This is a genomic window from Mesorhizobium sp. M0676 (genome assembly GCF_040320535.1).
Lineage (GTDB): Bacteria > Pseudomonadota > Alphaproteobacteria > Rhizobiales > Rhizobiaceae > Mesorhizobium.
Genome location: NZ_JAMYPU010000008.1, coordinates 195,642 through 213,386 on the forward strand (window position 1 = coordinate 195,642; position 17,745 = coordinate 213,386).

At 63.3% G+C, this 17,745-nt stretch carries 16 protein-coding genes; 6 read left to right on the plus strand and 10 right to left on the minus strand.

The features are described 5' to 3' along the window. Positions 1-119 precede the first annotated feature (119 nt). From NKI35_RS11535 to panB, 3 genes are all read right to left on the minus strand, one after another. Positions 120-1,280 carry a helix-turn-helix transcriptional regulator gene (locus tag NKI35_RS11535; protein ID WP_352740068.1) on the minus strand — a complete coding sequence of 387 codons (1,161 nt, stop codon included), beginning with the start codon at positions 1,278-1,280 and terminating at the stop codon, positions 120-122. 224 nt (positions 1,281-1,504) lie between these two features. Beyond that, positions 1,505-2,362 carry a pantoate--beta-alanine ligase gene (gene panC / locus NKI35_RS11540; protein WP_352740116.1) on the minus strand — a complete coding sequence of 286 codons (858 nt, stop codon included), beginning with the start codon at positions 2,360-2,362 and terminating at the stop codon, positions 1,505-1,507. An 11-nt stretch (positions 2,363-2,373) separates the two neighbouring features. Beyond that, positions 2,374-3,204, minus strand: coding sequence for a 3-methyl-2-oxobutanoate hydroxymethyltransferase (panB, locus tag NKI35_RS11545; RefSeq protein ID WP_352740070.1), 831 nt, complete (start codon positions 3,202-3,204; stop codon positions 2,374-2,376). Between the two features lie 325 nt (positions 3,205-3,529). Between panB and NKI35_RS11550 the strand changes: the two genes are divergently transcribed. From NKI35_RS11550 to NKI35_RS11560, 3 genes are all read left to right on the plus strand, one after another. Next, positions 3,530-3,928, plus strand: coding sequence for an NADH:ubiquinone oxidoreductase subunit NDUFA12 (locus tag NKI35_RS11550; RefSeq protein WP_023667491.1), 399 nt, complete (start codon positions 3,530-3,532; stop codon positions 3,926-3,928). Between the two features lie 115 nt (positions 3,929-4,043). Further along, positions 4,044-4,595, plus strand: a complete 552-nt coding sequence (locus NKI35_RS11555) for a DUF2155 domain-containing protein (RefSeq protein ID WP_023681499.1) — start codon at positions 4,044-4,046, stop codon at positions 4,593-4,595. A gap of 75 nt (positions 4,596-4,670) precedes the next feature. Then, a complete protein-coding gene (locus NKI35_RS11560; RefSeq protein WP_023667489.1) occupies positions 4,671-5,054 on the plus strand; it encodes a hypothetical protein in 384 nt (127 codons plus the stop codon). A 42-nt stretch (positions 5,055-5,096) separates the two neighbouring features. Here NKI35_RS11560 and aat read toward each other — a convergent pair whose 3' ends face one another. The 6 genes from aat to NKI35_RS11590 all read right to left on the minus strand — a co-directional run bounded on the left by aat (position 5,097) and on the right by NKI35_RS11590 (position 10,445). Next, complete coding sequence (gene aat, locus NKI35_RS11565; protein ID WP_023688381.1) at positions 5,097-5,714, minus strand: leucyl/phenylalanyl-tRNA--protein transferase; 618 nt, start codon at positions 5,712-5,714, stop codon at positions 5,097-5,099. Positions 5,715-5,741: 27 nt separating this feature from the next. Beyond that, a complete protein-coding gene (accC, locus tag NKI35_RS11570; RefSeq protein ID WP_023681497.1) occupies positions 5,742-7,085 on the minus strand; it encodes an acetyl-CoA carboxylase biotin carboxylase subunit in 1,344 nt (447 codons plus the stop codon). Positions 7,086-7,095: 10 nt separating this feature from the next. Then, positions 7,096-7,560, minus strand: a complete 465-nt coding sequence (gene accB, locus NKI35_RS11575) for an acetyl-CoA carboxylase biotin carboxyl carrier protein (protein ID WP_023681496.1) — start codon at positions 7,558-7,560, stop codon at positions 7,096-7,098. A 26-nt stretch (positions 7,561-7,586) separates the two neighbouring features. After that, positions 7,587-8,021, minus strand: coding sequence for a type II 3-dehydroquinate dehydratase (aroQ, locus tag NKI35_RS11580; protein ID WP_352538203.1), 435 nt, complete (start codon positions 8,019-8,021; stop codon positions 7,587-7,589). Positions 8,022-8,171: 150 nt separating this feature from the next. Next, positions 8,172-8,975 (minus strand): DsbA family protein, encoded by an 804-nt coding sequence (locus NKI35_RS11585; protein WP_352740072.1) that lies wholly within the window; start codon positions 8,973-8,975, stop codon positions 8,172-8,174. A 57-nt stretch (positions 8,976-9,032) separates the two neighbouring features. Then, positions 9,033-10,445 carry a M48 family metalloprotease gene (locus tag NKI35_RS11590; RefSeq protein WP_023667483.1) on the minus strand — a complete coding sequence of 471 codons (1,413 nt, stop codon included), beginning with the start codon at positions 10,443-10,445 and terminating at the stop codon, positions 9,033-9,035. 144 nt (positions 10,446-10,589) lie between these two features. On the opposite strand from NKI35_RS11590, the gene NKI35_RS11595 reads away from it, so the two are divergent. After that, positions 10,590-11,738 (plus strand): pyridoxal phosphate-dependent aminotransferase, encoded by a 1,149-nt coding sequence (locus NKI35_RS11595; protein ID WP_352740074.1) that lies wholly within the window; start codon positions 10,590-10,592, stop codon positions 11,736-11,738. 11 nt (positions 11,739-11,749) lie between these two features. Beyond that, on the plus strand, positions 11,750-12,679 hold the full coding sequence (locus tag NKI35_RS11600; protein ID WP_352740076.1) for a glutaminase: 930 nt from the start codon (positions 11,750-11,752) through the stop codon (positions 12,677-12,679). 93 nt (positions 12,680-12,772) lie between these two features. Here the strand turns inward: NKI35_RS11600 and NKI35_RS11605 are convergent, their stop codons facing one another. Further along, positions 12,773-15,691: an Rne/Rng family ribonuclease gene (locus NKI35_RS11605; RefSeq protein WP_352740078.1), complete on the minus strand. Its 2,919-nt coding sequence runs from the start codon at positions 15,689-15,691 to the stop codon at positions 12,773-12,775. 646 nt (positions 15,692-16,337) lie between these two features. Here NKI35_RS11605 and NKI35_RS11610 point away from each other — a divergent pair. Beyond that, positions 16,338-17,597 carry an N-acetylmuramoyl-L-alanine amidase gene (locus tag NKI35_RS11610; RefSeq protein WP_352740080.1) on the plus strand — a complete coding sequence of 420 codons (1,260 nt, stop codon included), beginning with the start codon at positions 16,338-16,340 and terminating at the stop codon, positions 17,595-17,597. Positions 17,598-17,745 lie beyond the last annotated feature (148 nt).

The window sequence follows — 17,745 nt, forward strand, 5'->3', positions numbered from 1 at the left end:
CGGAGCAGAACCGCACCATGATTTTGGCCGAATTGCAACGATGCCGGCTTGGTATTGTGGATTACGCCTGCGTACCGGCAAATAGTTGAAAGATTTGACGATTGGCTCCGAGTATGGCTTCAGGCCGAGCGCAGCGGCGGCGTCAATTCGCGCATCAGGAGTTCCAGCTCTCGCTGGTCGCCGGTGGCGGTCTTGTCGAAGATGGTTGCCAGCTGTGATTTGACGGTGCCGTCCGAGACGCCGCTGGCAACCGCGATTTCACGCCGTGTCAGCCCGGCGGCGACATGGCCGGCGACACGCTTTTCCGCTGCGGTCAGTCCGAACAGCGCAGCGATCGCTTCCAGCGCCGGCACTGATGCGGCGCCGGCGGCGGCAATGAAGATGGCCGCGGCGGCGCGCGGCGACATGCGGGCCGAAATGTCGCGTCGCGCCAGAGGCATGACATGCGCCACCGCCGGAGACATGGCCTTCACCAGCGGAATGTTGATGCCGGACGGTCCGAGCGCGAATTCGTCGCGCGTGCCGAGCTGGACGGCGCGGCCGATGGCGGTGTTGGCGTTGGCATAGGCGAAGGACAGCTGGCCGCGCACCGAGGACACTGAGGCGGTTTCGGTGAGCAGGGCTTCGGCTGCCCGATTGGCGAAAATGATCTGCATATCGTCGGCGACGATCAGCACCGGATGGTCGAGGCTCTCGAGGATGGAGCGAAAGACGTCGGCCTTGCGCCGCTCGGCCTCGAACAGGTCGCCGATGGTCACCGCACGCCGGACATGGGGGGCGAGCGTGGACATCAGGTCGATATCCCTGGCTGAAATCTGGGGCCTGTCCTTGTCGGTAACCACCATCAGCGTGCCGGCCCGCACCGGCTGCTTCATCAGCGCCACCCAGAAGAAATCGTCGAGACGGTTGGGTTCCACCCACTCGCGCACGATGCGGCTTTCGAGCCAGTTCTGGCGGGCGTCAGGGCCTTGCAGGGCGTAGACGCTATCGACGGTGAACGGCATGTCGATTTCCATCTTCGGCACCGCCTTGAAGAAGGGCACCTCGCAGGCGTAGTCGCGCTGCAGCGGCTCAAGCAGGACCGGATCGCCGCAGGAAGTCGAAAACCGGGCCGAGTTTCTCGCCGTATCGACGACCGCCAGCATGGCAAGCCGGCCGAGCGCCAATTTGCAGATTGATTCAAGCGTCGATGGCCAACGGCCGACATCGGCAATCGAATCGTAAATCGCTTCGACGATCTGCGGCAGGGCGCGACCGAATATGTTGGCCTGGACAGACACGTAGAGCCTCGTAAGGATTGCAGCGTAGTGGCAGGTCACACACTGTCTCCGCCTGAGGTCGCACACAACATAGCCGGCTTGGTTACGTCTGTGAAACGTCTCACAGCGGCGTTCGGTGTATTGTGAGCGCTTACGGGATGGCCAGAACGTGCCTGATGAGCCGTTGTCTAAGAGCACTCGGGCCGCTCTGCGATACAAATCAAAGTGAACGGAATTGCAATTTTTCAGGGAATAAATGAGGAAACTTCCACATTGTCGATCAACCTGGTTCTGCCAAGCCACGCCGCGGCAAGCAGGCGGCCATCGCCGTCACGCCGCCACGAGGTGAGCGTCAGGCTCTCGCGCGCGGCGACATAGTCAACGCTGTCGAAGCCTGCCTCGAGAAGCGCGGCAGTGGCTTTACCGGTCACGCCGTTTTCATCGGCACCGGCCGCGAGCGCTGCCGCCGTCTGGCGCAAGATGACATTGAGCTGTCGCGCGACGTCGAGTTCGGCGGCGTCGAGATAGGCGTTGCGCGACGACATTGCGAGGCCGTGCGCATCGCGCACGGTAGGCGCGCCGACGATGTCCACCGGAAGGTCGAGATCGCGGCAGAGCTTTCGGACGACGCAAAGCTGCTGGTAGTCTTTTTCGCCGAAGATGGCGTAGTCGGGCAGGGCTTGCAGAAAGAGCTTGGCCACGACCGTGGCGACGCCCTCGAAGAAGGTCGGCCTGAAATCCGATTCCAGGCCAGAAGACGGGCCGCCGACCGAAATCTTCGTCGCAAAGCCTGCCGGATACATTTCGGAAACCGTAGGCGTGAAGGCAAGCTGTGCGCCGGCCTCGGTCAGCCGGTCGAGATCGCGGGCCAGCTGCCGCGGATACTTGTCGAGATCTTCAGTGGGGGCGAACTGGGCCGGGTTGACGAAGATCGAGACGACGCAGCGATCGGCCGTTGCGAGCGCGGCCCTGACCAGCGAGATATGGCCGTCATGCAAAGCGCCCATGGTCGGCACCATGGCAACGGTCAGGCCATGGCGCCGCCAGTCGCGGATCTGCGCGCGAAGGCCAAGCACGGTGTCGACGACGAGCGGCTGGCTGATGGGGGGCCGGTTCATGCCTTGTCCTTGTCGCTTGCGGCTGAAAAGACGTGGCCCGGCCCGGGGAAGGTGCGGCTGCGCACCTCCGCTGCGTAGCGCGCTGCGGCATTGGCGACCACGCTGCGCAAATCGGCGTATTCCTTGACGAATTTCGGCACCCGGTCGACCGTCAGGCCGACCATGTCGTCGATGACCAGGATCTGGCCGTCGCAATCGCGGCTGGCGCCGATGCCGATGGTTGGGATGGCAATGCGCCGGGTGAGGTCGGCGGCAACGGTCTCGACCGTGCCCTCGATGACCAGCGAAAACGCGCCGGCTTTCTCGACCGCGTCGGCGTCGCGCATGAGCGCGGCAACATTCCCCGGCGTGCGGCCCTTGATCTTGTAGCCACCATCCTTTTCCACCGATTGCGGCTGCAAGCCGATATGGCCCATCACTGGAATGCCGGCCGCGACGATTGCGGCGATCTGGAGGGCGACGTCGCCGCCGCCTTCCAGCTTCACCCCCTGGCAGCCGGTTTCCTCAGAGATGCGGCGCGCCGAGGCGAGGGCTTGCGCTTCTGAAGTCTCGTAGCTGCCGGCCGGCATATCGACCACCACGCAGGCCTTTGATGAACCGCGCATCACGGCCTGGCCATGGGCGATCATCATCTCCAGCGAGGCGCCGAGCGTGGTCTTGTGGCCATGCAGCACCATGGCAACGCTGTCGCCGACCAGGAGAAGGTCGACATGATCGTCGAGCAGGCGGGCGACGGGATAGGTGTAAGCGGTAAGGCATACGACCGGCACGCCGCCCTTGCGGGCGCGTATTGTCTCCGCACTGATCCTGGCGACAGCTGGGGCCATTCCTCACCTCCCGCAGCCGGCGTTGACTACAGCGCCGCGCGTCCCGTGGACGCGCAAAGGACGCTGTAGCACTTTGGTTTGCGCATGATCCTTTCCGAAAATCGATCTCGATTTTCGGGGTCATGCGGCAGCGCCGGGCGATGAGAGCTTTAGGAAGACGCAGCCGGCTTGGCAAGCGTCGGTTCGCAGGTGCGAAATGGATCGGCCAATGACCGAGCGTTTCGGCATGTCGTCAGTGCCGCAGGCGCCGCAAAACCCTTGCCTTCGCCAAGGCCTGACGCCATAAGCAGGGAACAGCCACCGCCGCGCGCCCGCGAGGATCTGAATGAAAACTTTCCTTCTGCAGTTTTTCACCTGGTGGAACCGCCAGACGCTGGGAACCCGTTTTCACACCTGGCGCCACGGCAACAAGGTCGGCCAGGATGGGGCCGGCAATGTCTACTACGAAGGCGGCGTCGATTCGGAAGGCCGCACCCGCCGCTGGGTCATCTACGCCAATTATTCGGAGGCGTCGGCGATCCCTCCGGGCTGGCACGGCTGGATGCATCACCGCGTCGATGTGGCGCCGCCAAGCGACGACTATCGCCCGCGCGAATGGGAAAAGGCGCACGAGCCGAACCTGACGGGAACACCGGCGGCTTATCGCCCGAAGGGTTCCGTGCTCACCAATCAGCACCGTCCGCAGGTGACGGGCGACTACGATGCGTGGACGCCTGGTTCTTGACCGCCGGCCGGTCCTTTGTCGCCACAATTGGCGTTTAGCTGCTTGCTGATATGACAACGGCGAATAGCCTTGGGCGTGACAGAATCACCCGGGCCCAAACCACCGGTATCTCCGCATGAACATTTTCAGCCTGACATCGATGGCCGGACTGGCGGCAATTGGCGCTGTCGCCATGTTCCCGACAGCGTTTGCGGCGGCGCAGGCGCCTGCGGCAGCACCCGCAATCTCCGATCGCATCACCAATCCGGTCGCCGAATTTGCCGGCATCGACAAGATCACCGGCCGTATCATCACCTTCGATGTCTACATCGACGAAACCGTGCAGTTCGGCGCTTTGCAGGTGACGCCGCGCATCTGCTATTCGCGGCCGGAGAATGAAGAGCCGAAGACCGATTCCTTCGTCGAAGTCGACGAGATCACGCTCGACCGCAAGATCCGCCGCATCTTCACCGGCTGGATGTTCGCCGAGAGCCCCGGCCTAAACGCCGTCGAGCACGCCGTCTATGACGTCTGGCTAAAGGGCTGCAAGCAGAAGTCGGATGTGCCGCCGCCCGACGCGGCCAATGCCGAGACGCCCAAGGTCGACACGTCCAAGCCAAAGCCCGCCGCTGCTCCGGCCGCCGAACAGCCAGACCCCACGGAACCTGACGCGACCAACACCAACTGATCCTCCGGAACCGTCATGGCCACCATGCGTTGGGCAATGGACGACCGCGCATTTGCGCGCTTGGAGGATATTCTGATGTCGGACAGCAAACGGATCACGGCCAGCAAAGACGACCTGCTCGAACTCGAAAAGGGGTTCTGGACGGGCGACGAAGCTTACTACGCCGCCAATGTCGACACAGAATGCCTGGTGGCATTTCCTGAGATGGCACAGGCAATGGACAATGCCGATCTGGCCAAGACCGCGACCAAGCCCAACCGCTGGCGCGACCTTCAGATCGACCTCAAGGGTATCATCGAGCCCGGCAGCGACATTATCATGCTGACCTATGAGGCTCATGCGACACGAGAAAACGGCGAGCCCTACGCGGCGCTGGTCAGCACTGGCTATGTCCACCGTGTCAACGGCTGGAAGATGATGTTCCATTCGCAAACGCCGATGGAAACCGCGAAGGGCTGACCCCTTTCACCGGTCGAGCCGGCTCGGCCGCTCGGTCTCCGGTCAGGGATAAAAAACGGCTTCGCCCTTCAGCGCGTCGGCCAACATCTTCTCGTATTTGACGCGCGGCACGTCGACCGCGCCGAAGCGTTTGAGATGCTCGGTGGTGAATTGCGTGTCGAGCAGGGCAAAGCCGCGCGCCTTCAGCCGCTCGACCAGATGATACAGGCAGGTCTTGGACGCGTCGGTTTCCCGGGCGAACATGCTTTCGCCGAAGAACACGCGACCGAGCGAGACGCCATAGAGGCCGCCGACCAGCCGTTCCTCGCGCCATGCCTCGACCGAATGGCAGTGCCCAAGACGATGCAGCTCGATATAGGCTTCGCGGATCGGCGCGTTGATCCAGGTCGAGCGGCGCTCCTCGCGCTTTTCGGCGCAGCCGTCGATCGTCGCCTCGAAATCGAAATCGAAGCGGATGTCGAACGGGTGCTTGCGGATCGTCTTCTTCAAGCTCTTCGGCGTGTGGAAGCCATCGAGCGGAATGATGCCGCGCGTCTCCGGCCGCACCCAGAACACTTCCGGGTCGGAAGCGCTCTCGGCCATCGGGAAGACGCCCGAGGCATAGGCCTTGAGCAACAGGTCGGTCGGAATGCGATAGCCGGGAGCGTAAGGACGGGTCATCGCGGCATCATAGCGGCAAGTCGGGCGCTATTCCTCTTTGGCCAGATACTTTTCCAGCCAGTGGATGTCGTAGTCGCCATTGGCGATATCGGCATTGCCGACCAGGTCGCGAAACAGCGGCAGCGTCGTCTTGATGCCATCGACGACGAACTCGTCGAGCGCCCGGCGCAGCCGCATCATGCATTCGACGCGGTTGCGGCCGTGCACGATCAGCTTGCCGATCAGGCTGTCATAATAGGGCGGGATCTTGTAGCCGGAATAGACACCGGAATCGACGCGGATGCCGAGACCGCCAGGCGTGTGGAAATGCGTGATCGTGCCGGGCGAAGGCGTGAAGGTGCGCGGGTCCTCGGCATTGATGCGGCATTCTATGGCGTGGCCGTTGAACTTGATGTCCTCCTGGCGCACCGAAAGCCCGCCGCCGGAGGCAACGCGGATCTGTTCGTGGACGAGATCGATGCCGGTGATCGCCTCCGTCACCGGATGCTCGACCTGCAGCCGCGTGTTCATCTCGATGAAGTAGAACTCGCCATTCTCGTACAGGAATTCGATGGTGCCTGCGCCGGAGTAGCCGAGGTCGGCGATGGCCTTGGCACAGATATTGCCGATGCGGGCGCGCTCCTCGGCGTTGAGGGCCGGCGAGGGCGCCTCTTCCCAGACTTTCTGGTGGCGGCGTTGCAGCGAACAGTCGCGCTCGCCGAAATGCACGCCGCGGCCGGCGCCGTCGCCGAATACCTGCACCTCGATGTGGCGCGGCTTTTCCAGGTATTTCTCGATGTAGACGGCATCGTCGCCGAAGGCCGCGCCGGCTTCCGTGCTGGCTGTCTGCAAGGCGATCTCGAGATCGGCTTCGGTAAGGGCGACCTTCATACCGCGCCCGCCACCGCCTGCCGAAGCCTTGATGATCACGGGATAGCCGATCTCGGCGGCAATGCGCCTGGCTTCCTTTTGATCGGTGACGGCGCCGTCGGAGCCCGGCACAACCGGAATGCCGAGCCGCTTTGCCGTGCGCTTGGCCTCAATCTTGTCGCCCATGATGCGGATATGGTCGCCCGACGGACCGATGAAGGTGATGTTGTGGGCGGCGAGGATATCGGCGAACTTTGCGTTCTCCGACAGGAAACCGTAGCCCGGATGCACGGCGTCGGCGCCGGTGATCTCGCAGGCGGCGACGATCTGGTGGATGTTGAGATAGCTGTCGCGCGACGGCGGCGGACCGATGCACACGCTTTCGTCGGCGAGCCTGACATGCATGGCGTCAGCGTCGGCGGTCGAATGCACGACCACGGTCTGGATGCCGAGTTCCTTGCAGGCGCGCAGCACCCGAAGCGCGATTTCGCCGCGGTTGGCGATGAGGATCTTCTGGAACATCCGGCCCGCTCTACTCGATCACGACGAGCGGCATGCCGTACTCGACCGGCTGGCCGTCCTCGAACAGGATCGCCGTCACCGTGCCGGCGCGCGGCGAAGGGATCTGGTTCATCGTCTTCATCGCTTCGATGATCAGCAGCGTCTGGCCTTCCTTGACCTTCTGGCCGACTTCGATGAAGGCCTTGGCGTCGGGCGAGGGCGCGAGATAGGCGGTGCCGACCATCGGCGAGGGGACCGCGTTCTTGGACGGGTCGGCCACTGCTGGTGCGGCAGCCGCGCCCGCCGCGGGCTGCTGCGCTGCCGGAGCATAACCGGCCTGCGGGGCGGCGATGGCGTGGACGGCCGGCGCCTGGCGCGACACGCGCACCTTCAGGTCGCCGAGCTCGACTTCGATCTCGGTGAGATTGGTGTCGTTCAGTATGCCCGCGAGATCGCGGATCAGTTGCTGGTCAACACCGGTCTTCTTTATCGACATTTTCGAGCCTTCTGTTTGTGGGCCGGTCATAGGCGTGCCGCCAGCGCCTGCAGCGCCAGCGAGTAGCCAAGCGGCCCGAACCCGCAGATCATGCCGACAGCGACCGGCGCGACCATGGAGACGTGGCGGAATGGTTCCCGCGCGTGGATGTTGGAGAGGTGAACTTCGGCGACGGGCAGCGGCGCGACAGCGCGGATGGCGTCGTGAATGGCAATCGAGGTGTGGCTGTAGGCACCCGGATTGATGACGATGCCGGCTGCCTTGTCGCCGGCTTCCTGGATCCAGTCGACGAGGTCGCCCTCATGGTTCGACTGGCGAAAATCAATCTCGAGGCCAAGGGCGGCGCCCGCCTGCTTGCAGTCGTTGGCGATCGCGGCAAGCGTCTTGCCGCCATAGATGCCCGGCTCGCGCTTGCCGAGCGCGTTCAGGTTGGGGCCGTTCAGGACGAAAATCGTTTTCAAAAATGCCGACCTTTTCCGACGCCGACCTCAAGCCGGCGCGCAGGGCCTTCTATAATGGGCATAGCCGCCCGCGGAAAGAGCACAAGTGCGATCTTTCACTGTCCACAACAGGCGGAAATGTGCCCGTGAGAAATAGGCTCGCGTGCAAGATCAGAGTGCGGCTTTCGCCGCCTCGATCTTTTCAGCCAGCACTTCCTGGCCGAGCGCGCCGAACACAACTTCATTGCCGACGACATAGGACGGCGTTCCGGTGATGGCCAGCTTGTTGGCAAGGTCGAAGGTCTTGGCGAAGGCCTCGGTGATGGTCGGGTCCTTCATCTTCTCGCGCAATTTCGCCTCATCGGCGCCTAGCGACAGCGCAACCTTGATGGCCGCCGCCTCGGTGGCGCGGCCCTGGCCGCCGAGCAGGGCGTTGTGGAACTCGCCGTATTTCTCCGGATGCATCAGGTGGAAAGCCATCGAGACGACGCTGGCCTTTTGCGAATCCGGCCCGAGGATCGGGAATTCCTTGAGCACGAAGCGCAGCTCCGGATCGGCCTTTGTCAGAGCCTGCATGTCGTCGATGGCGCGTTTGCAGAAGCCGCAATTGTAGTCGTAGAATTCGACGATGGTGACCTTGCCCTTCGGATTGCCGACGACGCCGTCGAAGGTCGAGTTGAAAATCTCGGACTTGGCCTTCTCGATGACGCCGAGGCTGGCTATGCGCTGCTCTTCCTTCTGCTTGGCCTCGAGCGCCTCCTGCACTTCGAGCAGCACTTCGGGGTTCTTCAGGAGATAGTCGCGGATAATACCCTCGACCTCGGTGCGATCGATCTTGGTGTCGGCAGAGGCGGTCTGCACGGTCTGCGCCGTGCCGGCCTTAGCCACCTGCGGGCTGCCGGCGACGAACCCGAAAGCGAGCATGGCAAGAGCAGCCGCCACTCCCGTCGTGCCGAGCAATATTGCCTTGTTCATCGTCTGATCCTCTTGCCGGTTCCGATCTTTCCTAGTCGCAGCGGGCGACCGGAAGGTTCATTTCTTGAGTTTGCCTGAAGGGTTGTAGTTTATGATGTCCTGCGCCCGAATCCAGCCGGGCTCGCCGCGCTTCAAGTCTTTTTGCGCGCGCATGGCGAAAATTTTCGCATTCGTGTAATCGCCGGAATAAAAGTGGCCCTCGGCGGTGGCGAGTTCCGCCGCCGGAATGTTGCCAAGCTCGCCATAGGCCTGGGCGAGATAGCGGTATCCGACCGTGTTTTCCTTGTCGCGCCCGAGGCCGTTGTTGATCTGCACCACCGCCTTCTTCAGCGAATCGGGCGTGCCGATGGCCATCAGCGCCTGGCCGAGAGAAACGGGCAACAGGCCCGACCTCACCGGATCGAGGCTGACCGCCTTGGCATAGGCGTCCGCGGCGTCCTTGGGCTTGTTGGCCTTCATCAGTATGTCGCCGCGCATTTCCTGGAAGTAGGGGTTCTTCGGCTGTTCCTTGATCAGTGCATTGGCCTTGGTCAGCGCCGCACCCAGATTGCCGTAGAGATAGGCCATCTGCGCTTCGCCATAGCGCGAGGCGAGGCTGCCCGGGGCCTTGCGGATCAGCCGCGTGGCCGCGGCCTGGCCGCCCATATAGGCGGCGATCTTGATGCGCATCATGTCGTGCCGCTGCTGCAGTGCCGGCGGATCGACCTTGTCGACGTTAGGGCTCTGCTTGACCAGCACTTCGAGATTGGCGATGCGCTCCTGCGGCATCGGGTGGCTGATGCGGTAGGGATCGACCTGCGTGCCGGAAAGCGACAGCGCGCTCTGGAAGCGGGCGAAGGTCTTCAGCATGCCCATGCCGGACTGGCCGGTGGCATTGAGATAGGTGATGGCAGAGCGGTCGGCGGTCGACTCTTCGGTGCGCTGGTAGGCAAGAATGCTGCGCTGCGCCATCTCGCCGCCGCCCGCGGCGACACCCATGCCGGCGCCGGCAAGGCCGCGGCTGTTGGTGGTGGCGCCGGCAACGATGGCGCCGGCGCCAAGCAGCGTGGCGATGATGGCCATGGTCTTGGCGCGCTCGAGCTGGTCGCGCAATTTCTGCTGATGGCCGCCTGCGATGTGGCCGGCCTCATGGGCGATGACGCCGATGATCTCGTTGGGCGTTTCGGCCTGCATCAGCGCGCCGGTGTTGATGAACAGCCGGCGCCCGGTAACGAAGGCGTTGAAGCTCTGATCGTTGACCAGAACGATATCGACACCGTCATTGGCAAGACCGGCCGCCTTGAAGATCGGCCGCGCATAGTCGCGCACCAGCGCCTCGATCTCGGCATCGCGCACGACCGGCACCGCCTGGGCGAAGGCCGTCACCGAGCCGGTGACAGCGATGGCGGCCGCAAGCAAAAGCGTCGCGAAGCCGCGCGCTGTCTTCCCGATGGAAGATTTGGACATCGTCGATTTGGGTCGGCTCAGCATGAGGTACACTGGTAAACGAGCGGGCGAACGATGAAAAGTCACGGCACCGAAACTAGGCGAACTTGTGATCCTCACATCAATCGGGCATTTGTGCGGCGCTGCCGCCGGTTCATGGCTTCGAGCGGCGGGCCGGACGGAGGTCAAATGGTAGTTTCGCTGTCGCGCCGCGGTGAAGTCGAGCCGTTTCACGCCATGGACATTCTGGCCGAAGCCAACCGGCTGAAGGCGACGGGCGTGCCTGTCGTCTCCATGGCCGTCGGCCAGCCATCCGATCCGGCGCCCGTGGGCGTGAGGGAAGCAGCCGCAAATGCGCTGAGGATCGGACGCATCGGCTATACCGACACGCTCGGTCTGGCGGATCTGCGCAAGGCGATCGCCACGCATTATGGCGACCATTACGGGATCGATGTCGCGCCGAACCGGATCGCCGTGACCACGGGATCGTCGGCCGCCTTCAATCTGGCATTCCTTGCGATGTTCGATCCCGGCGACCGCGTCGCCATCGCAGCACCCGGCTATCCGGCCTACCGCAACATCATGGCCGCGCTCGGTATCCAGATCGTCGAGATCGAGCTCGGCAGCGACGCCTATCTTCATGCCGAACATTTGAAATCGGCGCACCGGGAAAAACCGCTGAAGGGTGTGTTGTTCGCCAGCCCGGCCAATCCGACAGGTGCGGTCATTCCCGTCGACGAGTTGTCCGCACTGGTGAGAACGGCCGAAGAACTCGGCATCGCGGTGATATCGGACGAAATCTATCACCGGCTGGCCTATGCCGCGCCCGACACCACGGCGCTGGCCCATGGCTCAGGCGTGACGGTGATCAATTCCTTCTCGAAATATTATTGCATGACCGGATGGCGCATCGGCTGGATGGTGCTGCCGGAAGCTCTGGTGAGGCCGATCGAGCGCATCGCCCAGAGCCTCTACATCTCGCCGCCGGAACTGTCGCAGATCGCGGCGATCGAAGCCTTCAAGGCGGCGGAAGAGCTGGAAGCGGTGAAGGCGCGCTATGCCTGGAACCGCGAGCTGTTGATGCGGCGCCTTCCGGAACTCGGATTTCCCTTGGCGGCGCCGATGGACGGCGCCTTCTACGCTTTCTGCGATGTTACCCGGCATACCAATGACAGCATGGCCTTTGCGCGCAAGATGCTGGCCGAGGCGCATGTGGCGGCGACGCCCGGTCGCGATTTCGATCCACTGGCAGGACACCGCACGATGCGCTTTTCCTATGCCGGCAGCCATGACGACATGGTCGAGGCGATGGCGCGCATCGAGCGCTGGCTGAAATAGCGGGGACGAGCATGCCGGATCTTAAACAAGCGCTGGCCGACGTCGCCGCCGAGATGGCCGAGCGCTCCGATCGCGGCGAGGTCGCCACCTACATTCCGCAGCTCGGCAAGGTCGATCCGAAGAAATTCGGCATTGCCGCGGTGACCAATGACAGCCGCGTGCTGGTCGCCGGCGACGCCGACCAGGCGTTTTCGATCCAGTCCATCTCCAAGGTGTTTACGCTCACGTTGGCGCTCGGCAATGTCGGCGACGCGCTGTGGCAGCGTGTCGGACGCGAGCCGTCGGGCAATCCGTTCAACTCGATCGTGCAGCTCGAGCATGAGAACGGCATTCCGCGCAATCCGTTCATCAATGCCGGCGCCATCGTGGTCTCCGACATACTGCTTGCCGGCCACCAGCCGCGCGAGGCGATCGGCGAAATCCTGCGCTTCATCCAGTTCCTTGCCGATGACGAAGCGATCATCATCGACCGCGAGGTCGCGGCTTCCGAACGCGCCACCGGCTATCGCAACTTCGCGCTTGCCAACTACATGAAATCCTTCGGCAATCTCAACCATGCACCGGAGCTGGCGCTGGGCGTGTACTTCCACCATTGCGCCATCGCCATGAGCTGCCGGCAATTGGCGCTGGCCGGCCGCTTCCTCGCCAATGGCGGCAGAAACCCGGCAACCGGGCACTCCGTGGTGTCTGCCGAGCGGGCGCGGCGCATCGGCGCCATGATGCTGACCTGTGGCCACTATGACGGTTCCGGCGATTTCGCCTTCCGTGTCGGCATTCCCGGCAAAAGCGGCGTCGGCGGCGGCATATTGGGGATCGTGCCGGGTGTTGCTTCGCTCGCCGTATGGTCGCCGGGCTTGAACGCCAACGGCAATTCCAAGCTGGGGTCGATCGCCTTGGAAAAACTGGCCAGGATGATGAACTGGTCGATTTTCGCCCCCTGACGCCTTCCGTCATTCGCGCATGCAAAAATCCCGCGCCGTGGTTTGAACGGCGCGGGATTTTTGTCAGGAACCTATTTTAATCGGCTGAATAGCTTAGAAAAAGCCCTTCCGCTGCCACCAGCCGGCGCGCTTCGGCTTTTCCTCGGCCTTTGCCTCGTCGGCAACGCTGGAGGAAACCACCGGCACCGCGGAGGTATCCGCGGCCACGGCTTTGCGCCGTGACGGGCGAGCCTTGGCGGGCTCGTCGTCGACGGTCGTTTCCGTGGCGGCATCGGCCGCAGCGGGGGCGGCAGCTTCGACGGCAGCTTCCGGTGCAGCCTCGGCCGCCGTCTCATCGGCGACTTCCACCACAGCCTTCTTTGCCCTTGAAGCGCGCTTCTTCTTCGGCTTTTCGGCTGGAGCGTCGTCGTTCGCCGCGGCGGGAGCCGCTGCTTCTTCAACCGCTACGGCTGCTACGGGCTCGCTTGCGGCCGTTCCGACTTCAGCGGCCTCGGCCACCGAGGCGGTTTCGCCGGCTTCGGTCTCCGTGCCGTCTTCGCGACGATTGCGCTTGCCGCCGCGCTTGCCGCGACGGCGCTTCTTGCCCTGGGCGTCATCTGATGCTTCCACCGTTTCGACGGCGCCAACCTGGGCTTCGTCTTGCTGTGTTGCATCGTCATCGCCTGGTTCAGCGGCAAAGTCGTCGCTTGCCGCCGAAACCGAAGCACCTTCGGCGCCATGCTCGCGATCGCCATGTTCGCGTTCGCGATCCTTGCCGCCGCGCCGCCTGCGGCGCTTGCGACGCTTGCGGTCGCGGCCTTCGCCGTCCTCAGCCGATCTCGGCTGCTGCTGCTGCGATTGCGGCTGCGCCTGGCGCAGCTGCTCGGCCTGTACCACAACCTCGTCGTCTTCCTCCTCGATGACGATCTCGTCCTCGGGCTCTTCCGGCTCGACATAGGCCGGGAAGGTTCGCGCTTCGACAAAGCCTTCCGGCTTTTCGGCAATGGCGCCGCGGAAGATCGCGTAGTGCTGCACACCGACCGTATCATCGGCCTCGACGGTGATGGTCAGGCCAAAGCGGCTTTCGAGTTCCACCAGCGTGCCGCGCTTGTGGTTGAGCACATAGAGAGCGGTCGCCGCCGGGGTCCGCACCGTGATGTGGCTGCGCGAATCCTTGAGCAGGAATTCCTCGATCGCCCGCACCACCATCAGCGCCACGGACGAATCGGAGCGCACATGGCCGGTGCCGCCGCAATGTGGGCACGGCTTCATGGTCGATTCCAGCACGCTGGCGCGGATGCGCTGGCGCGACATCTCCATCAGGCCGAAATGCGAGATGCGGCCGACCTGGATTCGGGCACGGTCGTTCTTGAGGTGATCCTTCAGCCGCTTCTCGACGGAGCGGTTGTTGCGGTTCTCCTCCATGTCGATGAAGTCGATGACGATCAGGCCGGCGAGATCGCGCAGCCTCAATTGCCTGGCGACTTCTTCCGCCGCTTCAAGGTTGGTGTGGAGAGCGGTGTCCTCGATCGAGTGCTCCTTGGTGGAGCGGCCCGAATTGACGTCGATGGCGACCAGCGCCTCGGTCTGGTTGATGATGATATAGCCGCCGCTCTTCAGCGTCACCTGCGGCTGCAGCATGCGGTCGAGCTGCGCCTCGATGCCGTTGCGCACGAAGATCGGCGTCGTGTCGCGGAACGGCTGAACCACCTTGGCGTGGCTCGGCATCAGCATGCGCATGAAATCCTTGGCCTCGCGGTAGCCTTCCTCGCCGGAGACAAGAATCTCGTCAATATCCTTGTTGTAGAGGTCGCGCACCGAGCGCTTGATCAGGCTGCCTTCCTCATAGACGAGGGCAGGGGCGGTGGATTGCAGCGTCAGATTGCGGACGTTTTCCCAAAGCCGCATCAGATATTCGTAGTCGCGCTTGATTTCCGCCTTGGTGCGGCTTTCGCCGGCGGTGCGCAGGATGACGCCCATGCCCTGCGGCACATCGAGATCGGCAACGACCTCCTTGAGGCGCTTGCGGTCGACCGCACTGGTGATCTTGCGCGAAATGCCGCCGCCGCGTGCGGTGTTGGGCATCAGCACGGAATAGCGGCCGGCAAGCGACAGATAGGTGGTGAGTGCAGCGCCCTTGTTGCCGCGCTCTTCCTTGACCACCTGCACCAGCAGAATCTGCCGGCGCTTGATGACTTCCTGAATCTTGTACTGGCGGCGCACCGGCTTGCGGCGGCTGCGCACCTCTTCCAGCGCATCCTCGGCGCCTACGGATTCGATTTCGTGGTCGTCCGGATGCGAGGACTGCACCTCTTCCAGCATGCCGCGATCATTGTCCTCGGAGGTGGCTTCGCCACTTGCCTCGCTGGACGACCTTTCGTCACCCGGCTCCGCCGCAGGGACAGCTTCGGAGATCACATCCGCTTCGACGCTTGCCGCGATCGATGTCGGGCCGCCTTCCGACGGTTCGGTCCCGGATGTCTCGGCGTCGGAGGCTTCGCTGTCGCCATGCCCGGCATGATCGTCATGCCCGGCGGTATTGGCCGCGGCATGCTCGGAAGCAGGCGCTTCGGAGACGGCATCGCTGCCGGCATCGCCATGTTCGCCGTTCTCATCATCGGCGCCGGCGTCGCGCTTGTGTTCGCCCCGCTCACGACCCTTGCCGCCGCGCCGGCGGCCGCGCCGGCCGCGATCGCGGCTCTGGCGGTCGTCGCCGTCATTGTCCTCGTTCTCCTCGTCCTCGGCTTCCTGCGCTTCAGCGCGCAGCAAAGCCTGACGATCGGCGACCGGGATCTGGTAATAGTCGGGGTGAATTTCACTGAAGGCGAGGAAACCGTGACGGTTGCCGCCATATTCGACAAAGGCTGCCTGAAGGGAAGGTTCGACGCGCGTTACGCGGGCGAGATAGATGTTTCCTTTGAGCTGCTTCTTGTCCTGAGATTCAAAGTCGAATTCTTCAATACGGTTGCCGCGGATAACGACAACGCGTGTTTCCTCCGGGTGGGAGGCGTCTATCAGCATTTTGTTGGGCATTATTTCGTTTCCTCCCGGCAGCCGTCAGCCGCAGCTTGCGAGGCAAAGCCCGCTGCTGCGTGTCTGGGATGTGGGTGCCGGATGTCTGAATGTCCGCCGGACGCCGCTTGAGCGCCATGGCGGTGCCGCCCGCAGCCACAATGGCGCGGTTTGATGCGGACCTTTCCATGATTGCGCTTGAAGCCATCGTCACCAGCAGAACCTTTTGAACCAAAGCCCGGACGAACCGGACCAGCTTGTTTGCTCATACAGAGCCGGCACGGGAACAAACCCGGCCGTTTTCCTCACGCAGGCGATTCCCCCGCCACGGGCGCACACCTGCGAAATTCGTCGCGATCACCTAAGCCTTTTCGCTGGAGCGAAAGGAGCCGCCTTTCATCTGACCTGTAGCAGGAAGCTGCGGGAGAAGCGGTTCCAGGATTGCAGTGATCCACCATCGCTTTTATGATTTGACGGGGTGGAAGGCAACCCCGATTTCGGATGCCGGCAAAAAGCAGTGCCGTAACGGAAGCACAGGCCTTAATCCTCAATGAAAAGGCTTGGTTAACCTTCTCTGGATACCAATCATTAATCGAGTCTGCGGCCTGACCGGCATTTCGACCAACCACGCGGCGCAAGGCGCCAAACCGGGAGCGACTGCAAAGAAATGGGACTGGCGGGCACCACAGACAAGGGCCATGACCGTGCAGGCCGTTTCCTGCGCGCGGCCTGTGTGCTGTTGCTGCTGGCGCTTTGCCTTGCTTTTGCGCCGGTTTCACGCGCCGCCGATTCGCCACTCGGCGCCACCGCCTACAAGATGGCCGGCGACGCAACCAAGATGCGCATCGTCATCGATTTCGACCGCGAGCCCGACATCAAATGGTTCCTGCTGCGCGGCCCCAACCGGCTGGTCGTGGACCTGCCGCGCACCCGATTCGCCATTGGCGCGAAGGACGCCAAGGCCCGCGGCCTGGTCAAAGCGGTGCGTTATGGCGATCAGGGCGAGGGATCGCGGCTGATCCTGACCGGCAAGGGGCCGTTCTCGGTCGACAAGCTCGAGGTGCTCAAGAACGAGGACGGCGCAGGCTATCGCATCGCCATCGACATGTCGGCAGCCTCCGACCGCGAGTTCGACGAAGCCCTTGCCAACCAGGCGCTGACCACTGGCTCGACCGTCTCCACCGACAAGGGCTCCAGGGTCGGCACAGGGCCGATCTCCAATCCCGGGCATCGCTTCACCATCGTCATCGATCCCGGCCATGGCGGCATCGACGGTGGCGCCGAAGGCCTCAACGGCACCATCGAGAAGAACGTGACGCTGGCCTTCGCCACCGAATTGCGCGACAAGCTCGCCGCCGTCGCCAACTACGACGTGTTCATGACGCGCGATACCGACGAGTTCCTGCGGCTCGATGACCGCGTGCGCATCGCCCGGCAGCACGAGGCCGACCTTTTGATCTCGATCCATGCCGACACGATCAGCGTCAAGGGTATCAGAGGCGCCACCGTCTATACCGTCTCCGACAAGGCATCCGACCCGGAAGCGCAGGCGCTTGCCGACCGCGAAAACCTCTCCGACCAGTTCGCCGGCATGGTGATCAAGGACGACAACAAGGAAGTCACCGACATACTGATCGACCTGATCCGCCGCGAGACGCATAATTTCTCGATGAGCTTTGCCCACACTCTGGTCGGCCAGTTGTCCACCAGCGTCGGCCTGATCAACAATCCGCAGCGCTCGGCCGGCTTCAAAGTGCTGAAAGCGCCCGATGTGCCGTCGGTGCTGGTCGAACTCGGCTATCTCTCCAACGCCAAGGATGAGGCGCAACTGCTCGACGCCGACTGGCGCGGCAAGGCGGCGCAGAGCATCACCAACGCCGTCGCCCTGTTTGCCTCCGCCAAGATGGGAACGGGAACCGGAGGCTGAGATGGTCGCCGCCGCCCACGACCGGAGGCAGCGTTGCACGGGGACAACACCAGGCGCTTTTATTTCCGGTGGGGGATGCCGAAACCGGGCACTGCCGTATTTTGCCCACATGGTGGCGACATGGGTTTTCCATCACGGATCGGGACAG